General features: G+C 63.9%; 17 protein-coding genes. 9 read left to right on the top strand and 8 right to left on the bottom strand.

What is annotated here, in order from left to right; genetic code table 11:
• Window positions 1-371: 371 nt before the first annotated feature.
• The 7 genes from pstB (at window position 372) to ACW5W4_RS18180 (ending at window position 6,824) form a co-directional block, all read left to right on the top strand.
• Window positions 372-1,190 (top strand): phosphate ABC transporter ATP-binding protein PstB, encoded by an 819-nt coding sequence (pstB, locus tag ACW5W4_RS18150; RefSeq protein ID WP_408794653.1) that lies wholly within the window; start codon window positions 372-374, stop codon window positions 1,188-1,190.
• A gap of 71 nt (window positions 1,191-1,261) precedes the next feature.
• Window positions 1,262-1,972 (top strand): phosphate signaling complex protein PhoU, encoded by a 711-nt coding sequence (gene phoU / locus ACW5W4_RS18155; RefSeq protein WP_408794656.1) that lies wholly within the window; start codon window positions 1,262-1,264, stop codon window positions 1,970-1,972.
• A 189-nt stretch (window positions 1,973-2,161) separates the two neighbouring features.
• Complete coding sequence (locus ACW5W4_RS18160) at window positions 2,162-3,484, top strand: hemolysin family protein (RefSeq protein ID WP_456690317.1); 1,323 nt, start codon at window positions 2,162-2,164, stop codon at window positions 3,482-3,484.
• A 28-nt stretch (window positions 3,485-3,512) separates the two neighbouring features.
• Entirely contained in the window at window positions 3,513-3,635 is a 123-nt protein-coding gene (locus tag ACW5W4_RS18165; RefSeq protein ID WP_456690318.1) for a hypothetical protein, read from the top strand.
• Window positions 3,636-3,654: 19 nt separating this feature from the next.
• A complete protein-coding gene (locus tag ACW5W4_RS18170) occupies window positions 3,655-4,200 on the top strand; it encodes a hypothetical protein (protein WP_456690319.1) in 546 nt (181 codons plus the stop codon).
• Between the two features lie 293 nt (window positions 4,201-4,493).
• Window positions 4,494-5,396, top strand: a complete 903-nt coding sequence (locus tag ACW5W4_RS18175; protein ID WP_456690320.1) for a homocysteine S-methyltransferase family protein — start codon at window positions 4,494-4,496, stop codon at window positions 5,394-5,396.
• 9 nt (window positions 5,397-5,405) lie between these two features.
• Window positions 5,406-6,824 (top strand): basic amino acid/polyamine antiporter, encoded by a 1,419-nt coding sequence (locus ACW5W4_RS18180; protein WP_456690321.1) that lies wholly within the window; start codon window positions 5,406-5,408, stop codon window positions 6,822-6,824.
• A gap of 100 nt (window positions 6,825-6,924) precedes the next feature.
• On the opposite strand, the gene ACW5W4_RS18185 is transcribed toward ACW5W4_RS18180, so the two are convergent.
• From ACW5W4_RS18185 to ACW5W4_RS18195, 3 genes are all read right to left on the bottom strand, one after another.
• On the bottom strand, window positions 6,925-7,668 hold the full coding sequence (locus ACW5W4_RS18185; protein WP_456690329.1) for an amino acid ABC transporter ATP-binding protein: 744 nt from the start codon (window positions 7,666-7,668) through the stop codon (window positions 6,925-6,927).
• A gap of 78 nt (window positions 7,669-7,746) precedes the next feature.
• Window positions 7,747-8,718 (bottom strand): amino acid ABC transporter permease, encoded by a 972-nt coding sequence (locus ACW5W4_RS18190; protein ID WP_456690322.1) that lies wholly within the window; start codon window positions 8,716-8,718, stop codon window positions 7,747-7,749.
• Window positions 8,719-8,789: 71 nt separating this feature from the next.
• On the bottom strand, window positions 8,790-9,587 hold the full coding sequence (locus tag ACW5W4_RS18195; RefSeq protein WP_427262727.1) for a transporter substrate-binding domain-containing protein: 798 nt from the start codon (window positions 9,585-9,587) through the stop codon (window positions 8,790-8,792).
• Window positions 9,588-10,065: 478 nt separating this feature from the next.
• On the opposite strand from ACW5W4_RS18195, the gene ACW5W4_RS18200 reads away from it, so the two are divergent.
• Window positions 10,066-11,229 (top strand): GGDEF domain-containing protein, encoded by a 1,164-nt coding sequence (locus tag ACW5W4_RS18200; protein ID WP_456690323.1) that lies wholly within the window; start codon window positions 10,066-10,068, stop codon window positions 11,227-11,229.
• Window positions 11,230-11,260: 31 nt separating this feature from the next.
• Here the strand turns inward: ACW5W4_RS18200 and rnk are convergent, their stop codons facing one another.
• The 5 genes from rnk to ACW5W4_RS18225 form a co-directional block, all read right to left on the bottom strand.
• Window positions 11,261-11,656: a nucleoside diphosphate kinase regulator gene (rnk, locus tag ACW5W4_RS18205; protein WP_456690324.1), complete on the bottom strand. Its 396-nt coding sequence runs from the start codon at window positions 11,654-11,656 to the stop codon at window positions 11,261-11,263.
• Between the two features lie 214 nt (window positions 11,657-11,870).
• Window positions 11,871-12,593: a substrate-binding periplasmic protein gene (locus tag ACW5W4_RS18210; RefSeq protein ID WP_456690325.1), complete on the bottom strand. Its 723-nt coding sequence runs from the start codon at window positions 12,591-12,593 to the stop codon at window positions 11,871-11,873.
• Window positions 12,594-12,653: 60 nt separating this feature from the next.
• The gene (locus ACW5W4_RS18215; protein ID WP_456690326.1) at window positions 12,654-13,385 is read right to left on the bottom strand and encodes a hypothetical protein; all 732 of its coding nucleotides are present in this window, start codon (window positions 13,383-13,385) and stop codon (window positions 12,654-12,656) included.
• Between the two features lie 95 nt (window positions 13,386-13,480).
• Window positions 13,481-14,866: an alkaline phosphatase gene (locus ACW5W4_RS18220; protein ID WP_456690327.1), complete on the bottom strand. Its 1,386-nt coding sequence runs from the start codon at window positions 14,864-14,866 to the stop codon at window positions 13,481-13,483.
• Between the two features lie 12 nt (window positions 14,867-14,878).
• The gene (locus ACW5W4_RS18225; RefSeq protein ID WP_456690328.1) at window positions 14,879-16,288 is read right to left on the bottom strand and encodes an alkaline phosphatase; all 1,410 of its coding nucleotides are present in this window, start codon (window positions 16,286-16,288) and stop codon (window positions 14,879-14,881) included.
• A gap of 243 nt (window positions 16,289-16,531) precedes the next feature.
• Here ACW5W4_RS18225 and ylqF point away from each other — a divergent pair, with 243 nt between their 5' ends.
• The gene (gene ylqF, locus ACW5W4_RS18230; RefSeq protein WP_427262720.1) at window positions 16,532-17,482 is read left to right on the top strand and encodes a ribosome biogenesis GTPase YlqF; all 951 of its coding nucleotides are present in this window, start codon (window positions 16,532-16,534) and stop codon (window positions 17,480-17,482) included.
• Window positions 17,483-17,581: the final 99 nt, after the last annotated feature.

A 17,581-nucleotide genomic window follows, 5' to 3' on the forward strand; every position in this document is an offset into this window, starting at 1 on the left:
GGAGCATTGATGCGGCGCCCTGGCGTGATGTCGAGACAGCAAACAGATGCACAGCATCACGCCGACCGACATCACTGGCATTCGCAGCCATTTGTGCGCGAGAAGTTCCGCTCCTTGGAGCATTGATGCGGCGCCCTGGCGTGATGTCGAGACAGCAAACAGATGCACAGCATCACGCTGACCGACATCACTGGCATTCGCAGCCACTTGCGCGAGAAGTTCCGCTCTCTGGAGCATTGATACGGTTATCCAGAGAGACAAGAGTGAGGTGACAGATGGCGGCCCGAGAGGGTGCCGCCATCTGTCTGCACCAACGAATGAGGGTCGCTGGCAAGCGCCCGGCCACCCCAGACAAGATTTAGAGGTAACAGATGATCAACGTGACGCCGACTCCGACCCTGCACAAGGCCCTGGATCTCACCAAGCTGACTCCGGAGCAGACCGCGCTCGAGGTCAAGGATCTCAACCTGTACTACGGCAGCAAACAGGCGCTGTTCAACGTCAACATGAAGATCCCCAAGGGCCAGGTGACCGCCTTCATCGGCCCGTCCGGCTGCGGCAAATCCACCCTGCTGCGCTGCATCAACCGGATGAACGATCTGGTGGAGATCTGCCGTATCGAGGGGGAGATCCAGCTGCATGGCCACAACATCTATGACAAGAGCGTGGATGTCTCCGCCCTGCGTCGCCGGGTCGGCATGGTGTTCCAGCGCCCGAATCCCTTCCCCAAGTCCATCTACGAGAACGTGGTCTACGGCCTGCGCCTGCAGGGGATCAACGACAGGCGCCAGCTCGACGAGGCGGCGGAGCGCTCCTTGCGCGGCGCGGCCCTGTGGGACGAGGTAAAGGATCGGCTGCACGACAATGCGTTCGGCCTCTCCGGCGGTCAGCAGCAGCGGCTGGTGATCGCCCGGGCCATCGCCATCGAGCCGGAAGTGCTGTTGCTCGATGAGCCTACCTCGGCGCTGGATCCCATCTCCACCCTCACCATCGAGGAGCTGATCAACGAGCTCAAGAGCCAGTTCACCGTGGTGATCGTCACCCACAACATGCAGCAGGCGGCGCGGGTCTCGGATCAGACTGCCTTCATGTACATGGGCGAGCTCATCGAATACGCCGATACCAACACCATCTTCACCACCCCGGCCAAGAAAAAGACCGAAGATTACATCACGGGCCGCTACGGCTAAGGCGCTGGCAGCGACAAGGATGAGGGCCAACGGCCTTCCCTGGATATAATCGGACCGACAAGGATTTTTGTATGGACAATATGAACCTCAACAAACACATTTCCGGCCAGTTCAATGCCGAGCTCGAGAGCGTGCGCAACCAGGTGCTGGTGATGGGCGGCCTGGTGGAGCAGCAGCTGACCGACGCCATCGCCGCCATCCATGGCCAGGATCTGGATGCGGCGCGCAAAATCGTGGCCAACGACCACAAGGTCAACGCCATGGAAGTGGCCATCGACGAGGAGTGCACCCGCATCATCGCCAAGCGTCAGCCGGCGGCCTCCGACCTGCGCCTGGTGATGGCCATCATCAAGACCATCACCGATCTGGAGCGCATCGGCGATGTGGCGGACAAGATAGCCCGCATGCTCACCGACAACGCCAACAAGCCCCAGCCGCCCCTGGTGTCGCTTGAAAACATGGGCCGTCGCACCATCAAGATGCTGCACGACGTGCTCGACGCCTTCGCCCGCATGGATCTGGAGGCGGCCATCACCGTCTACAAGGAAGATGACAAGGTCGACCGGGAGTACGAGTCCATCATCCGCGAGCTGATGACCTACATGATGGAAGATCCCCGCACCATACCTCAGGTACTCAACGTGCTGTGGGCGGCGCGGGCCATCGAGCGGGTAGGGGACCGCTGCCAGCACATCTGCGAGTACATCATCTACTTCGTCAAGGGCAAGGACGTGCGCCACACCAAGGTGGACGAAATAAACGATCTGCTGGGCAAACCCTGATGAAATGAATAAAAAGGCGCGCTGAGCGCCTTTTTTATTGCATTGCGCGACAAGTTGAGATAGCGCGCCCAAAGGGACGCTTTTCTGCTAGAATACGCCCCCTGTGTGAGTCTCGGATGGACTCACGGTCCGGTTTCCCGGGCCCAGTTTGCCGTCTTGTGTCAAGGCGGCTGTAGCAATAGGTCAATCATGAGTTTTGCCGATAGTCTGTTTTTACTGCTGCTGCTGGTTGCCGGCAGCGTGTTCTTTTCCCTCTCCGAGATCTCCCTCGCCGCCTCCCGCAAGATCAAGTTGCAGGTGATGGCCGACGAGGGCAACCGCCAGGCCGCCAAGGTGCTGGCCTTGCAGGCCCAGCCGGGCAACTTCTTCACCGTGGTGCAGATAGGCCTCAATACGGTCGCCATCCTGGGCGGCATCCTGGGCGAATCCGCCCTCAATCCCGCCATCAAGGGGCTGATCGCCGCCATCTACCAGGGGCCCTGGCTCGGTGAGATAAGCTCCATCGCCTCCTTCGTCTTCGTCACCGGCATGTTCATCCTGCTGGCGGATCTGATGCCCAAGCGGCTGGCCATGACCATGCCAGAGCGGATCGCCGTGGTGGTGGTGCGCCCCATGATGCTGTTCGTGGTGCTGTGGATGCCATTGGTGTGGTTCTTCAACGGCATGGCCAACGCCCTGTTTCGCCTGTTGCGGGTCTCCATGGTGCGCAACGACGAGATCACCTCGGATGACATCTATGCGGTGATGGATGCGGGGGCGGCCGCCGGCGTGTTGCAGCGTGAGGAGCATCAGCTCATCGAGAACGTGTTCGAGCTGCAATCCCTCGGCGTCACCTCCGCCATGACGGCGCGAGAGAGCCTCATCTACTTCACCCTGCAAGAGAGCGAAGAGAGCATCAAGGCCAAGATTGCCGAACATCCCCACAACAAGTTCCTGGTGTGCGACCACAACCTCGACAGCATCAAGGGCTTCGTCGATGCCAAAGAGCTGCTGATCCGCGTCATCGGCGGTCAGAGCATAGACCTCATCGGCGGCAACCTGGTGCAGAACGTCATCATCATCCCCGACACCTTGAACCTCTACGAGGCGATGGAGTACTTCAAGAACCACAGGGGCGATTTCGCCGTGGTGATGAACGAGTACGCCCTGGTGGTGGGCATCGTCACCATGAACGATCTGATGAGTACCGTCATGGGGGAGTGGGCCACCCACGTGGTGGAAGAGCAGATAGTCCAGCGGGACGAGAGCTCCTGGCTGGTGGACGGGGTCACCCCCATCTCGGACGTGATGCGGGCCTTCGACATCGAGGAGTTCCCGGAGAGCCAGCACTACGAGACCATCGCCGGCTTCATCATGTTCATGCTGCGCAAGATCCCCAAGCGAACCGACTCGGTGAAATACGCTGGCTACAAGTTCGAAGTCGTCGACATCGACAGCTACAAGATTGATCAACTGCTGGTCACCCGGGTAGAGGCCGCACCGGCCGAGAAGCCCGCTGACGCCGCCCTGTAATCGAAAAGCAGTCCCCCAAGCGAGCCAGATGTCGGTGAAATACGCCGGTTACCAGTTCGAGGTGGTGGACATCGACAGCGACAAGATCGATCAGCTGCTGGTCACCTGGGTGGAACTCATAGTGGCTGACAAGCCCGCCCTGGAATCATGAAAGGAGTTATCAAGGAGTCATGAAGATGCCGTCTTATTCCCGTGGGCTCGCCTGTGTGGCGCTCGCCCTGGTACTCGGCGCCTGCAGCCAGAGTGCGCCGCGCAAGCCTGTGGCGACGCCCAAGCCGGCCGCGCCCCAACCTGCCGTGGTGGTGGCGCCGCAACCGGATCCCGACGCCGTGGTGCAGAGCGATGCCGCGCAGCCCACCCCCACCTTCGATGAGGAGTATCATGGCCCGGATCAAGGGTCCCTCGAGTCGGTGACCGCCCTGTTTGCCCGTGGCTACATAGAGTCGGCCATGCGTGAGACCATGCTGGCGGCGGTGCAGACCGATTACCCCCTGCTCGGCATGCGCGACGTGCGCATGAGCGATCCCGTGACCAAGTTCCTCGGCTCCCCCCAAGCCAGCAAGCTGGCCCATGACTACCTGAGGGCCGGGGTCGAGCGCCGTCTCGGCCGCGCCTTGAGTCAGGCCCAGTGGCAGGGGATCTGGCAGGGGCTGCCGCGCCAGGGCCTAGTATCCGATTGGAGCAAGCAGCTCAAGCGGGTGCTGGCAGGGCGCTGAGCCCAGGGCCATTCACCAAGCCATCATGCAAGGCAAGAGGTCACCCCCCGGGGTGGCCTCTTGTCATTGTGGTCAATGACCCGCCTTCACCATGGCGCAGGCGCCCCCATCGCGAGCCGCCCCTTGCCGCCCTCGGCCCGCTCATCCTCTGTCTTGTGCGCAGCTCCCGATTGCGTCCCTCTGCGCTTTGGGGCATGATATCTTGGCTTTCTAGCCGTCTAGATGTTTTGATGGCTTAATGTCAATCCACACAATAAACACCCGCCATGACGGGGACACGCAGAGAGACAGAGATGGAAAAACAGGATTTGTGGGTACTCGATGGCGGTATGGGTCGTGAACTGGCGCGCCGTGGTGCACCGTTTCGTCAGCCAGAGTGGTCGGCACTGGCCCTGATGGAGGCGCCAGAGACGGTGCGTGAGGTGCATAGGGCCTATGCGGCGAGCGGTGCCCGGGTGATCACCACCAACAGCTATGCCCTGGTGCCGTTTCATATCGGCGAGGCGCGCTTTGCCGCAGAGGGCGAGGCGCTTGCCGCCCTGGCCGGGCAACTGGCCCGGGAGGTGGCCGACGAGCAGGGTGGGGCAGTCAAGGTGGCCGGCTCATTGCCGCCGCTCTTTGGCTCCTATCGCGCCGATCTCTATCAAGCCGAGCGGGTTAGCGAGCTGGCCACACCGCTTGTTCGTGCCCTCTCCCCCCATGTGGATCTCTGGCTGGCGGAAACCATGAGCCTCATCGCCGAGCCGCTGGCCCTCAAGGCCCTGCTGCCACAGGACGGCAAGCCGTTCTGGGTCTCCTTCACCCTGGAAGACGAGGCGCCGGGCAGCGAGCCCACCCTGCGCTCCGGCGAGCGGGTAGCCGATGCCGTGACCGCCCTGGCCTCGGCCGGGGTGGACGCCATCCTGTTCAACTGTTGCCAGCCCGAGGTGATCGAAGGGGCGCTCAAGGTGGCCAGCGCCGCGTTGCAGGCCCTGGGGCGCAGCGACGTTCGCCTCGGCGCCTATGCCAACGCCTTCCCGCCCCAGCCAAAAGAGGCCACCGCCAACGACGGCCTGGACGAGATCCGCGGCGATCTGGGGCCGCTGGATTACCTGGGCTGGGCCGAACGCTGGCGCTTGGCCGGGGCCAACCTCATCGGCGGTTGCTGTGGCATAGGCCCGGAACACATAGAGGCGCTGGCCAGTCGGCTGCGTTAAGGAGATCCCATGAAAGAGAGCAAGATAGGGCTCTGGTCCCTCACCGCCCTGGTGTTCAGCTCCATGGTGGGGGCGGGGATCTTCAGCCTGCCCCAGAACATGGCCGAGGTGGCGGGCGCTCGCGCCGTGCTGATCGGCTGGGGCGTGACCGGGGTCGGCATACTGGCGCTGGCCATGAGCTTCCTCTACCTGTCGCGACTCAAACCCGAGCTCGACGGCGGCATCTACAGCTATGCCCGCGCAGGCTTTGGCGAGCTGGTGGGCTTCTTCTCCGCCTGGGGATACTGGCTCTGCGCCACCATAGGCGTGGTGGGTTATCTGGTGATCGCCTTCGCGGCCCTGGGCAGCTTCGTCGATACGCCGGAGCGGGTCTGGTTTGGCGAGGGCAACACCCTGGCGGCCTTCATCGGCGAGTCCTGCATCCTCTGGGCGGTGCACCTGCTGGTGGCCCGCGGCGTGCAGCAGGCGGCCCTGTTCAACCTGGTGGCGACCCTGGCCAAGAGCCTGCCGCTGCTGCTGTTCATCCTGTTCGCCTGCTACTGGTTCGATCCGGTCACCTTCGCGGCGGATCAGCAGGGCAGCACCCTGGCGGTACCGGTGTCAGATCAGGTGCGCAACACCATGCTCATCACCCTCTGGGTCTTCACCGGTATCGAAGGGGCGGCGGTGCTCTCGGCCCGGGCGAGAAACAAGCGGGACGTGGGTACCGCCACCGTGCTCGGCGTGGTGCTGGCGCTGCTGCTCTATGTGCTCATTTCGGTGCTGGCGCTCGGGATCCTGAGCCGCCCCGAGCTCGCGGCCCTGCCCAACCCCTCCATGGCGGGGCTGATGGCCCAGATGACGGGCTCCTGGGGCAAGCTGCTCATCAGCGCCGGCCTCATCGTCTCCGTGCTCGCCTCCTACGTGAGCTGGACCCTGTTCTCGGCCGAGGTGCCGTTCAGCGCGGCCCGTCACGGCGCTTTCCCGGCCATCTTCCGGCGCCAGAACCGCAACGGTACCCCCATCGCATCGCTCTGGCTCACCAGCCTGACGGTGCAGGGCTGCCTGCTGCTGGTGTGGCTGCTCGGCAAGGGCTACACCAACCTGCTGCTCATCTCCACCTCCATGATCCTGGTGCCCTACCTGCTGATCGGCCTCTTCCTGCTCAAGCTTGCCTTCGGCGGGCAGCACAAGGGCGGGCAGGGCAACACCTTGATGCGGGCGGTGGCCCTGGTGTCGAGCGGTTACGGTCTCTGGCTGCTCTATGCCGCCGGGGTGGAGTACCTGCTGCTCTCCTTGCTGCTCTACGGGCCGGGCCTGCTGCTGTTTCTCTACAGCCGTCGCCAGCTCGGCGCCGAGCAGCGGCTCAGCGGGCGGGAGCGGCTGCTGGCCGGGGTCACCCTGCTGGCCCTGGTGCCGGCGCTCTGGTCCTTCACCCACCAGATTTGACGGGTGGCCCACGCCAAGCGATAACAGCCCACGTCATCGGATAATAGAAAGGGGAGCCGTTATGGCTCCCCTTTGTCGCTATCCGATGGGCCTCCTCGCGCTAGAGCACCTGGCTCAGGAACTGACGCAGACGGGGGGAGGCGGGGTTGTCGAAGAAGTCGGCGGGCCTGTCATCCACCAGCAGCTCGCCGCGCTCCATGAACAGCACCCTGTCCGCCACTTCCCGGGCAAAGCCCATCTCGTGGGTCACCACCACCATGGTCATGCCCTCTTTGGCCAGCCCCTTCATGACGTCCAGCACCTCCCCCACCATCTCGGGATCCAGGGCACTGGTGGGCTCGTCAAACAGCATGATGCGCGGCTGCATGGCGAGCGCCCGGGCGATGGCCACCCGTTGCTGCTGGCCGCCGGAGAGCTGGGAGGGGTAGCTGTGCGCCTTGTCCGAAAGACCCACTTTCAGCAGCAGGGCCTTGGCCCGCTCCTCGGCCTCCTGGCGGGGCAGGCCGCGCACCTTCTGGGGGGCGAGGGAGATGTTGTCCAGCACGCTGAGGTGGGGGAAGAGGTTGAAGGACTGGAACACCATGCCCACCTCTTCCCGCAGCTTGTTGACGTCGCCTGGTTCGGTGAGGCTGATGCCATCGACCTCGATATGGCCGTCGTTGATGGTCTCGAGCTGGTTGAGGGTGCGCAGGAAGGTGGATTTGCCCGAGCCGCTCGGCCCCACTATCACCACCACTTCCCCTTCGGCCACCTGGGTGCTGACGTGCTTGAGGGCGTGCACCTGGGTGCCGTAGAACTTCTCGACCCCGGTCGCCTTGATGATGGGATCGGCCTTGTTGCGCATCGTCATGTCGTGGTGCTCCCCGTGTCGGTGCGTTTCATGTGACAAGTCATGTGACTGGCCGTGATGGCCAGGGGCTGCTTAGTTGCTGCGCGCATATTTCACCTCCAGACGACGCACCAGGAAGGAGAGGGTACCGGTCAGCACCAGATAGAGCAGAGCCACGGTGAACCAGACCTCGAACGGGCTGAAGGTGGAGCTGACCACCTCCCGTCCCGCCTTGGTAAGGTCGGTGATGGAGATGACCGAGACCAGGGAGGAGTCCTTGATGAGGTTGATGAACTGGCCGGCCAGGGGGGGCAAGACCCGCTTGAAGGCCTGGGGCAGTATGATGTAGCGCATGGTCTGGGCCGAGGTGAGGCCCAGGCTGCGGCCTGCCTCCATCTGCCCCTTGTGGATGGAGTCGATGCCGGCGCGCACGATTTCGGCCACGTAGGCACCGGTGAAGACGGCCAGCGCCGCCACCCCGGCGGTGAACCTGTCCAGATTCAGCACTGTGCCGATGAAGAAGTAGACGATGAAGATCTGCACCAGCAGCGGGGTGCCGCGGATCAGTTCCACATAGCAGCCGGCCAGATTGCGCAGGGCCGGGTTGGGGGAGAGGCGGGCCAGGCCCGCCAGGGTGCCGAGCAGGATGGCGAACACCCCGGCCACCAGGGAGAGCTTGATGGTGACCCAGATGCCGAAGGCGATGGGGCCCGGGGTCCACTTCAGCTGGGTGTCGAGCACGTCGCCGCGAAAGACGGTGTCCCCTTCGCTCAGGTTGGTATCGCTGGCGGCGATGGCTTGGCGGTGGGTGGCGTCCAGATCGTCTTGCAGCACCAGGGCGCCATTTTCGGCCACGACGGTGCCGTCAAACTCGGCGTAGTGGTGTTGCTGGGCCTGATAGACGATGTACTGGGGGATGCGCTCCCAGCGCCAGGTGTAATCGACCGATTGCACGGCCTTGTAGATGCCGAATACGGCGAGCAGCAGCATCAGCACGAAAACGCCGTGCCAGAGTAGTGAGCTGGGCTGTTTTTCCATCTGCTTGATGGGTCTCGGATTGAGCACAGTCGACAACCTCTTTCATTATTGTGTGGGGTCTGCGTGAGGGGCGCGGTCTGGCCGCGCCCTCGGGAGGTTTACTTGAGCTGTTTCAACCAGTCGTTGGACTCGAACCACTTCTGATAGAGGCGATCGTAGCTGCCGTCGCCCTTGATCTGGCGCAGGTAGTTGTTCATCCAGTTGAGGGTGTCCTGATCCCCCTTGCGGATGGCCCAGGCCAGGGGTTCGAAGGTGAAGGGGCTGGCCAGGTGCACCACGGCTGCCTTGTTCTCGGAGGCGAAGATGGCGTTGTAGGGCAGGTCATAGATGAAGGCATCTACCTTGCCGTTGACCACTTCCAGCTTGGCGTCGTCCTGGGTCTCATACTGCAGCAGGGTGGCCTTGGGGATCATGCGCTTGACGGCCTGCTCGCCCGTGGTGCCGAGCTTGACCGCGATCTTGAACTTGGGATCGTTCAAGTCTTGATAGGACTTGATGGCACCCGCCAGCTCCTTGCGCAGCACTATGGTCTGGCCGACCACGATATAGGGATCGGCAAAGTTGACCCGCAGGTTGCGCTGGGGGGTGACCGTCATGCCGCCCATGATGACGTCGAACTTGTCGGTGAGCAGGGCGGGGATGATGCCATCCCAGGCGGTGTTGACGAACTCCACCTTCACCCCCATCTCCTTGGCGACCATCTTGGCGAGATCCACATCGAAGCCGATGTATTTGCCCTGCTTGTTGGTCATCTCGAAGGGTTGATAGCCGGCATCGAAGCCGACCCGCAGCACGCCGCGATCCAGGATGGCATCCAGGGTGGAGGGGGCGGCAGTGGGGGCCGCGTTGGCCAGCCCGCAGGCCAGCAGGGTGGAAAGGATCAATTTTTTTATCATGGGTGACGTCTCTGTCGTAAGTGTGTTCGGCCTTGAACCTGCTCCCGTGCGACTCCATGGCACAAGAGACTGCTGCATCCGGCAGCAGGCAAGACAGGATTATTGTCTTGGTCGGGGCGAAAGCCCCATATGAGATTCTATGAATGGCAGCCTGAGTGAAAAATGTACCAAAAGTTGATTGTGCCAGAAGACTCAATAAGTTAGTGGGACTTTTCCCTCGCAGCCTGGCTCATAAAACCACAAGAAAACAACATATCTATCTAATGGCTGGGGTTCAAGTGCAAAAATATTTGGCGGGCATTTTGCTGTCCCCGGCGACGATAATCTGGCTTCAATCGAAACTTATTGGCGGTGGTACTGGTGAAGGGAGGCAGGTGGTGGCCGGGCCGGGGAACTATTTCAGCACGCCACAAGGCTCCCTCTGTGTCTTGTCATGGCCTTCCCATATACTCAGCCATCCCCATTGCAAGGCTCGGGTATGGACACCTCAATACTGCTCAATCTGGATGTATTCACCCTGATGCTGATGGCCCTCGGGGGCTACAGCCTGGGCTTCATCACCCTCTCCATCATCTGGACCACCCACAGGGAGATCCCCGGTCTCGGGTTCTGGTGGTGGTCCAGTCTGTGCGCCCTGGCGGCGCAGTCGCTGTTCTTCCTGCAGGCGTTCACCCCCCATATCGCGGGGATCTGGCTGGCCAACCTGCTCATCACCCTCTGCATCGCGCTGATGCCGCTGGCCTTGCAGCGTTTCTTCGGGGTCTCCCCGAACTGGCGCGCCTTCGCCCTCTTCATGCTGATCTACCTGCTGCTCTGCTGGAGCGTGCTGTTTAACGACGAGATGGCGCCCCGGGTGCTGCTGGCCTGTCTGAGCTACATGGTGCTGGGGGCGGTGATCGTCTTTCTCGTCTGGCGGCACGGCTATCCGGCCTACCTGCCCGCCGTGCTGGTGTTTACCGTGGTCAACATACTGCTCTACGGCTTCAACCTGGTGCGGATGGCGGCCCTGCTGGGCGGCGAGGTGCGGGTGCTGATGGATCAGCACCTGGTCAATGTGCTGCCCTTTCTCTCCATGCTGATGGGCAACTACCTCTCCACCTTCGGGGTGCTGCTGCTCTGTACCCAGTACCGGGCCCTGGCCCTGCGCCAGCTGGCCACCCAGGATCCCCTGACCGGGGTCTACAATCGGCGCGGGCTGCATCACCACCTGGCCCCCTTGCTCGGCAAGGGGCCCGTCTTGCTGGCCATGGTCGATCTCGACGACTTCAAGCAGGTCAATGACAGCTTCGGCCATGAGATGGGGGACAGGGTGCTCAGGGAGGTGGGGCGTCACCTGAAGGACCAGCCGGATCTGCTGGTGGGGCGCGTTGGTGGCGAGGAGTTCGTGTTGCTGGCCAACTGGCAGCAGGGGCAGGCCCATGAGCGGTGCGAGCAGCTGCGCCGGGAGATAGCGGCCCTGGAGGTGGAGGGGATCCGCATCACCATCAGCATGGGGCTGGACTGGCTCTGGCCCGGAGAGGGATTGGAGCAGGCACTGCACCGGGCCGACGGGGCCCTCTATCGGGCCAAGCGGGAGGGAAAGAACCGGGTCTGTGTCTGGCAAGAGACCCGGGCGTCGCCCCCGCCGGTGAGCGCCGCTTGATGCGGCCCGGGCGATCCGGGTCGTGGCCGCGTCAGCGGTGCAGCTCGCCCGCGCGCTCGGGCTGATAGACCACCTCCAGAATTTCGACGGCGATATTGCGACCTGCCGGGCCCGGCCAGTTGATGCTGTCGCCCACCTTGAGCCCCAGCAGGGCGCTGCCCACGGGGGCCAGCACCGAGATCCTGGACTCATCCCCCTGCACATCCTTGGGATAGACCAGGGTGAGGCAGAAGTCATTGCCGCTGCTTTGCATCTTGAAGCGCACCGTGCTGTTCATGGTGACCACGTCCGGTGGCATGTCGGCGGGCTCGCGGATCTCGGCGCGATCCAGCTCCTCCTGCAGGGCCTTGTGCTGGGGTGAGTGGCCCAACAGGGGTTCAATACGGTCCAGATCCAGGCTGGAGATGATGAGATGGGGTGCTGTCATGGCATAGATCCTCATGCAATGGGATGAACGGGGCCACAGGGGGCCGGGTTGAATGGCGAGTAAAAAGTATACAGCTGCGTGCGGCCCCCGGGCGGCTCGGGACGAGACGCGGGCGGGGGCTCAGTTGGGTGTGAGCAGAATGGGGAAAATCAGATTGGTTTTCATGGGGATACCATAACCATTCTGCCATGGCTTGGCAATCACCGGCCCGGACTCAGGGGGCCTGGTAGTCGTATTGCAGCAGGATGCGATCCAGGCTGCCGTCCGCCGCCATCTCGGCCAGGGTCTGGCGCCAGCGCGCCGCTTCCCCGGCGGGAAAATCCAGGTTGGCGGCCAGATAGAGTGGCACCCTGGCCAGGGTCTCCCCCTTGACCAGGCGGGCGAGGGGGAGGCCGGCCTCCTGCTGGGCGTAGCGCATGGTATTCCAGGCGGCGGCCCAGGCCTGGATCCGCCCCCGCGCCAGCTTGTCGGCGTTGCCGCGCTCGGTGCCGACGGTCTCCAGCTCAGGCATGCCCCGGGCCTGCAGCAGGCTGTGGCTCAGGGAGTGGCGCAGTACGCCTATCTTGAGCCGCTGCGCCTCGGCCAGGGTGAGCGGCTCGCCGCGATGACGCCGATCGCCGGCGAGCACGAAGGACTCCTCGAGCAGGGGGGCTATCCATTGCAAGCGTGCCTCGCGATCCGGGCTGCGCACCGGGGGCAGCAACAAGACCCCGGGTCTGTGCTGGGCCTCCATGAGGGCGCGGGCGAAGGGCATGAGCTCTATGGTGAGGGGTTCGTGCAGCCGACGGGCCGCCTCTTCGACCACCTCCACCGCCATGCCGGTCGGCGCCCCCTGCTGGGCGCGGATCACATAGGGGGGCACCTCGGCCGCCAGCAGGGTGACGGCCAGGGCGAAGGGGCTGGGCAGGGCGAGCAGCAGGCACAGGATCAGGGGCATGGCGCTTCATCTGGGTGGCGAAGGCATCAAGTGTATCATCTTCGCCGCCGCCGGGCCTGCTCAGTCAAAGAAGTCGCGAATGTCCCGCTGCTGATAGCTGGCAAGATCGAGCCAGGGGGCCCTGGCCGCGAGCCGGGTGGGGGTGAGGGTCATGCGATAGCTGCGATAGCCGTCCAGGGAGCCGGACTCCACGCTCAGGGGCACCTGCAGACGCTCGGACCAGAGGATGCGGGTGCGTTCATGGGGGCTCTGGTGTGCATACCAACGCGCCCCCGCTGGCGCCTCGTCATCGAGGGGGTCCATGGCGGCCAGCAGCGCGGGATCGATGAGGAAGCGCACCTTGACCGGGTTGGGGGTGAAGGCGACCTGACCATACTCCTCGGGGGGCACGCTCACCAGCTGGTTGTGGTAGCGGTCGGCGTAGCGCAGTTGCAGATCCCCGGGGGCCAGGCTGATCCAGCGGGCCGCCATCTGGTGGGTGAAGTGCTTGTGGCCGGGCTGATTGTCGTGGCGCAGGTGATAGGCGCGGGCAATGGGCAGCGGGATGAGCCGCTCGCTCCAGATGTGATCGCCACGGCGCTGCCAGCGCTCCTGCCAGCGGCTCTCGCGCACCACGCCATCGGCGCCCGTGCTGCGATCCTCGTACTGGATGCGGGCGGCGAGATCCGGTACCTCGGCCGCAAGGGCCCGGGGGGAGCAGAGCAGGGCAAGGCCCAGCAGGGTGAACAGGAGGCCGGCGGGGGCCCGGGTATGGGGTCCGCTTATCCGGGTGGGCAGGGGAGTCTCTCTCATGGGGTCTCTGTCTGGGCTGGTCTGCCGGGCTCGCCCGGCAAGAATGTAAAGAAAGGAGAGGGCCCCGGCTCGGGCCCCTCTCCCTGGGGACGCTATCAGAGGCCCAGGGCCTCTCTTATCTTGCCAAATACCCGGGTGTTATCCAGAGTCCCCTTGAAGCGGCTGCTGCCGGCGCCATCGGCAAACAGCATCACATCGCCGCCGCCATGGGTCTCGGAGCCGAGCTTGATGCCGGTCTCCTGCAGGTAGTCATCGGCCATCACCTCCCCGCTGGTGAGGGTGGGGCGCACATCGGCCCGGTTCGGACCATTGCCGAACACCAGGGTAGTGAAGGGCTTGCCATCCACGTCGGTCTGGGTCGAGCCGTCGCCATTTTTCACCAGATCCAGCACCGGATTGCCCTTGGCGGCATAACCGTTGATGGTCATGGTGTGGTCATGGTCGGCGGTGACCACGATCAGGGTCTCGTTCAAATCGACCTTGCCCAGGGCCGTCTTGACCGCCTCGTCGAGGGCCACCGCATCGGTGAGGGCCCGCTTGGCGTTGGTGCCGTGCAGGGCGTGGTCGATGCGCCCCCCTTCCACCATGAGGAAATAACCCTGGCCGTTCTGGCTGAGCAGGTCGATGGCCTTGGCGGTCATCTCGGACAGGGACGGCTGGGTATTGGCCGCCCCCTTGGCGACCCGGTCCAGCTCGTAATCGAGGTGGGACTTGGCGCTGAACAGACCCAGCACCTTGCCGCTCTCTATCTTGGCGAGATCGCTCTGGGTGGTGACGTACTGATAGCCCTGGGCGCCGAGCTCGGCGGTGAGATCCCGGCCATCGGCCCGGCCCCCCTTGTTGCTGGTGCTGTGGTAAGGGGTCCAGTGGTTGGCCCCCCCACCCAGCAACACGTCCACCCCGTCCCCGAGCGCGCTGTTGAAGCCGGCGCCGCCCGGCACCGCCTGGGCCGCGATGGCGTAGGCGGCATCCCGGTGGCAGATATGGGCATAGGTCGCCGCCGGGGTGGCGTGGGTCAGCTCCGTGGTGGTGACGGCGCCGACTGACTTGCCCGCCCCCTTGGCCAGCTCGAGCAGGGTGGGCACCGGGGTGCCGTTGTCGGCGCTGCAGTTGTTGATGCCCTTGTTGCCGTTGGCGTCCTTAGCCGGCGCCACCGCCTGGGTGTCGCTGCTCATGGCGATCACCTCGTTGTTCATCTTGACGCCCGTGGTGTAGGCCGCCATGGAGGGGGCCGAGTCCGTGGTCTGGGCATCGTTCGAGAAGGTCTTGATGCGGGCCGTGCGGGGCAGGGACATCATCGCCAGGTTGCCCTCTTCTCCCACCTTGTAGAGGCGGGTGGCGGTGAGCACGCTGGGGCCCATGCCGTCACCGATGAAGAGGATGACGTTCTTGGCGTCGCTGGCCTGGGCCTGGGAGGCCAGGCTCAGGGTGGCCAGGGTCAGGGCGGAGCAGATCTGTGAGGTCTTGAATAGAGTCTTCATGGGTGCCATTCCTTAGAGCTGGGCCGCAGCCTTGATCTTGCCAAACACGGCCGTGTTATCGAGGGAGCCATGGAAACCATCCGCCCCCTGACCGATGGCGCCGAGGAACACATCGGTGCCGCCGTGGGTCTCGCTGCCGAGTTCGCCCACCTTGACCACCACCTCCTGGTGATAGTCGTCGGCGGCGACGGTGGCATCGTCCAGCGGTGCCACGCTGGCCCGGGAACCGTCGACCCGGTTGTAGCCGTTGCCAAAGCCGATGATGGTGTAGGGCATGCCGTCGCTGTCGAGCAGGTTGTCGCCGCTGACATAGTTCTTCGCCAGCCCCAGCACCCCGGGGTTGCCGTCCGTGGTCTTGCCGGTACGCTTGGCGTAGCCGTTGAGCACCAGCGTATGGTCATGGTCGGCGGTGACCACTATCAGGGTGTTTTTCAGCTCGGGGTCGCTCTTTTTCACCTCAAGGATGGCCGCCTTGATGGCGTCGTCGAACGCCAGGGTGTCTTGCAGGGCGCGCTTGGCGTTGGTGTCGTGCAGGGCGTGGTCGATGCGGCCCCCTTCCACCATCAGGAAGTACCCCTTCTCCTTGTCCTTGAGCTGCTTGATGGCGGCCAGGGTCATATCGGTGAGGGAGGGCTCGCTGGCGGGTCTGTCGAGCTCGTATTTCATGTGGCTGGCGCCAAACAGTCCCAGCAGCGGCTTGCCGGCCTCGGCTCCCTGCAACTCGGCCAGAGTGCCGGCGAACTGGTAGCCCTGAGCCTTCATCTCCTCGATGAGGTTGCGGCCGTCCTCCCGCTTGCCCTGGTCGGCGGTGGGTTGGAAGAAGCTGCTGCCGCCGCCGAGTACCACGTCGATGCCATCCTTGAGGGCCGGGTTGTAGCCGGCGCCGCCCGGCACCAGTTGCACCGCGATGTCCGCTTCCAGATCCCGGTTGCAGAGATGGGCATAGGTGGCGGCCGGGGTGGCATGGGTGATGCGGGTACTGGTGACCACGCCGGTGCCGCGACCATCGGCCTTGGCCAGCTCGAGCAGGGTGGTGACCGGCTTGCCGGCGCTCTTGCTGCAGTCATCCTGCTGGGTCGCCTCGCCATCCATGCTGATGACGCCGTTGTTGCTCTTGACCCCCGTCATGTAGGCCGCCATGGAGGGGGCCGAATCCGTGACCTGGGCATCGTGGGAGAAGGTCTTGATAAACGCCGTCTCCGGCAGGGTATCCATGGCGAGATCCCCCTCCTCGCCCACCCCGTAGATGCGGGCGGCGGTCAGGGTGTTGATCCCCATGCCATCGCCGAGGAAGAAGATCACGTTCCTGGCGCGGGTGTTGGCCTCGCCCTTGTCACTGCTGCTGTTGTCGTCGTTGCTGGAATGGCAGCCGGCGGCCAGGGCGGCACTGATCATGAGTGCCATTCCCGTCATTTTTTTCATGGGTTCGCTCCTTGTAAAACCGTGGTGAAGGCTAAGGAGTCCAGATGACGGTTTGAATGAACTCAGATGACACTAGTGTTAAACCGGTGGTAAATCCGGTTATCAATCATGTGGTTAATATTGTGGTGCCGTGCCAGGGGGCCCAGGCGGGAGGGAGAGTGACTCCCGGGGAGACAAGAGTCTGTCAATGTGGGGAAAAGCAGGTAAAATGCGCCCCGTTCCGAGCAGAGAAGGTGAGAGAGAATGTCGATTAACTGGTTTCCCGGTCACATGCACAAGGCCCGCAAAGAGATCGCCGAGGTCATGCCCCAGGTCGATGTCATCATAGAGATGCTCGATGCCCGGATCCCCTTCTCCAGCGAGAACCCTCTGGTGCCGGAATTGCGGGGTGACACCCCCGTCATCAAGGTGCTCAACAAGGCGGATCTCGCCGATCCCGAGATCACGGCGCGTTGGGTGGCCCACATGGAGCAGGAGAAGGGGATCAAGGCCCTACCTCTGACCCAGCAGCAGCCCGATGAGATCAAGAGCCTGCTGACCCTGTGCCACCAGATGCTGCCGGAGCGCAACTTCGAGCTGCGCGGGGTGCGCGCCATGATCATGGGCATCCCCAACGTGGGCAAGTCGACCCTGATCAACACCCTGGCGGGACGCACCATAGCCCGGACCGGCAACGAGGCAGGGGTGACCAAGTCCCAGCAGCGGATCAAGCTCGACAACAACGTCATCCTGACCGATACCCCGGGCTTCCTCTGGCCCAAGCTCAACCCCCCTTCCTGCGGCTATCGGCTGGCCATCACCGCGGCTATCAAGGACACCGTCTTCGACTACGCCGACATCGCCATGTTCGCCGCCGATTACTTCATCAAGGCCTACCCGGAGCGCATCAAGGCCCGCTACCAGATCAGCGATCTGCCCGAGACCGAGATCGAGCTGCTGGAACTCATCGCCCGCCAGCGCGCCTTCGTGCGCAAGGGGGGCCTCGCGGATCTGCACAAGGCCTCCGAGATCCTGGTGAACGAGTTCCGCTCAGGCCTGCTTGGCCGCATCACCCTGGAGACCCCGGAGATGGTGAGCGAGGAGATCATACTGGCGGCAGAGGAGGCGGAGCAGAAGGCCAGGGAGAAGGCCGAGCGGGAAGAGGAGCGCCAGGCGCGGGCCCGTCGCAAGTACGCCAAGAAGCGGCAGAAATAGCCGAGTCTGTGCCAGGTAACACGAAGAGGGGGCCCCCGGGGGGGGGGGGGGGGGGTTGGGGGGCAGGGGCGGGCCGGGGGGCCCCCGGGGGGCCGGGGG

Source organism: Aeromonas crassostreae, from assembly GCF_054052445.1.